We start from the raw sequence: 2,568 nt of genomic DNA, 5'->3' as shown, positions 1-2,568 counted from the left end.
GGCCGGATGCCGGTCGAGGATGTTACCGTCGAGTGGCCTGAGCAGTTGTCCCCGTTCGTAACGGTGGCCAAGGTCCGTATCCCGCAGCAGGACATTTCGGGCGACGACAACCTCGAGAAGATGGACGCGCTGTCATTTACGCCGTGGCGGGTAACGGCGGAACACTCCCCCCTCGGCAATATCATGCGGGTCAGGAAAGAGGTTTACCGCCACGCGTCCGTCCTCCGCCACACGCTCAACCATCAGCAACGTAAGGAGCCCGGCAGCGCCGACGAGGTGCTGCCCTAGCCTTGACCTGATGCACTAACGCCTGCCGCCAGCTTGACGGCCAGGGCGGCGGATGAAGGCCGTTAGCGGAAACGGCTCCAGGGTGACCCCGAGCCCGGTGAGGAGCAGGTCGAGTACCAGGCGGCCTCCGCCCCTGCGCCCAGGGTCAGCCCGACCAGAACTTGATGGTCGGGCTCGTTCTGGTCGGCGTAGGCGGCGGCGAACTGGGTGATGGCCCGATCGAACACGTCTGAGCCGCCTAGGTAGGCGGCGATGGCGATCCGGTCCCTAGAGCGCGCGTGCGCCCGGGCAAGCGTCCAGCCGTCCATCCGGTCATGATCGGCTCCTTCCTAGCTACCCGGACTATGCCGCGCAATGCGACTGCCGACCTTACCCGACTGGGTGATCCGGCCCCCATTTGGCCGGGGTTACGGTCGTATCGGACCGATAGCCGAGGTCGGTGCCCCTAGGGTGTCTCGTTCCACCGGATTCCGGTCCGCCCAGCGTACGACTGCCCGTGAAAGGTGTAGTGGCGATCGAAGGGAATGCACCCGAGCCGCCGACGGAGTCGCCTCCTGTTGATGATGCCTTCGGCCAGCCCGCTTTGCCCGGCGCCGGGACCGATGGCGGGTCGCCCGCGCGGCGACGCATTACGCGGGCACAGGTCGAGCGGTTTATCCAAGCCGTCAGGGACAGTGACCAGGCGCTCGTAGATGACATGGTGCTGCGGCTGAGCCGCTCCCGGCGGTGGCTTGCTCCCCTCGCCCTCGCCGTCGGTGCCTTCGCGATGCTCTTCGAGGGAGTGAAGCTGCTGTTCACCAACTGGCGGCTCACCCTGATCCAGGTGCTGCCCGCGATGTGGATCTGGGCCGCCATGTACGACCTGAAGGCTCATATGCTGCACGGCAAGTCGTTCCATTCGCTGACCGGGCCGGCGGTCGTGATCCCGATCGTGCTGGGCATTGCCGCGATCACCGCGGGGAGCTTCTACCTGAACGCCGTGTTCGCCTTCGCGATTGTCCAACCGGGCCGACCGGCGATCAGGCCGGCGTTCGCCCAGGCTCGGTCTCACCTGGCTGTCGTCCTGGGATCGGGCGCGGTGGCTGGCATCTTGCTGGGCCTGTCCACGGTGGTCGTCGTCCGCTGGGGGGTGTTCTGGTTCGGGCTCACCCTGAGCGCGGTCATCGGCGTGATGATGCTCTGTTATGTCGCTGTGCCGACCCGGCTCATCGGCATGAAGACCACCCATTCAAGGCGCGACAAGCTGGCTGCCAGCGCGGTGGGCGGGGCTATCGGAGCGGTGGTCTGCACTCCTCCTTACGTCCTGGGCCGCGTCGGACTGCTGATGCTCGGGTCGACCACGCTGTTCATTCTTGGCACCATTGTCTTCGCTGTCGGGCTGACGTTGCAGGCGGGCGCCACCGGCGCGGTCAAGACGATCAAGATGAGCGCCAAGCTCATCTCCGGACGCAACCTGGTCCCCGGTCAAACGCCTTCTGAAAATGCTCCCGGTCAACGTACATGAACCCCAGCTCGTCCGGGCATGCCTGCGCGTGGCGGCGGGCGACTGCGAGCTTTATGCCGCGGCCCGGCCGACGGACGCGAGTTCGGCAAGCTGGCGGCGGATCCCCTTGACCTCCGGTGCCCGATCCAGTCCTGGCACCCGGTCCGATCGTGGCCTGGAACTCCCCCGCCGCGCCCAGCTCCCTGATCATCTGGGTCAGCTCCGGCGTCAGCTTGGACGGCCCCCTTCGGCCTCTCTTGCGGGGCAAGGGTTACATGATCCTCGCGGTGCTGCCGGGACGTCGGGTGAGACGTTCACTGAGCTGATGGATCACGTTGCCCAGGGTCAGGACGTTGCTGAGCTTCTCGCTGGAAACCGAGATCGAGGGCATTGCGCCGTGGCGGCGGCGCGGGGACGATCCGCCGGGCCTCGGCCAGTGCGCTGGAGTCCGAGACGCCGCCCTGATGCCGGGGAAGCTCAGTGCCAGCAACGTCGGAGCGCAGGCTGGCAGATCTGCACCAGCCGAGAATTGTCGGCGGATCTGCCGTGACAGCCTTTCTCTTCGGTCCACAACGCAGAGCCTCGCCATGTTCGGTCCTGCATGCGGATATCGCCGCGGCAAGCGCCACCGCACCGATGCGGGCGCCTTGCGGTGTGCGCAGGTCCACCGGCCTGTCGGCTCGGTCCTGGCGGCCCTCACCCGGCCGTCGGGGCGTCCTGGTCGCTCGTGTCCTGTCGTTGCTGGCCGCGGCGCACGGCTCCCAGCAGGACCCGCGCTCCGGCGCCCAGCAGCGCGA

The 2,568-nt window shown here is 67.2% G+C and carries 2 protein-coding genes and 1 pseudogene; 2 read left to right on the top strand and 1 reads right to left on the bottom strand.

Translation table 11 applies throughout. The features are described from left to right. Window positions 1-288 (top strand): annotated as a pseudogene (locus WA805_RS03610) (catalase family protein); the annotation flags it as partial. 62 nt (window positions 289-350) lie between these two features. Here the strand turns inward: WA805_RS03610 and WA805_RS03605 are convergent. Next, complete coding sequence (locus WA805_RS03605; RefSeq protein WP_422285791.1) at window positions 351-596, bottom strand: DUF2252 family protein; 246 nt, start codon at window positions 594-596, stop codon at window positions 351-353. A gap of 188 nt (window positions 597-784) precedes the next feature. On the opposite strand from WA805_RS03605, the gene WA805_RS03600 reads away from it, so the two are divergent. Beyond that, the gene (locus WA805_RS03600; RefSeq protein WP_425241642.1) at window positions 785-1,792 is read left to right on the top strand and encodes a hypothetical protein; all 1,008 of its coding nucleotides are present in this window, start codon (window positions 785-787) and stop codon (window positions 1,790-1,792) included. Window positions 1,793-2,568: the final 776 nt, after the last annotated feature.

Source organism: Trebonia sp. (genome assembly GCF_049794275.1).
Lineage (GTDB): Bacteria > Actinomycetota > Actinomycetes > Streptosporangiales > Streptosporangiaceae > Trebonia.
This window is presented reverse-complemented; position numbering and strand designations above follow the sequence as displayed.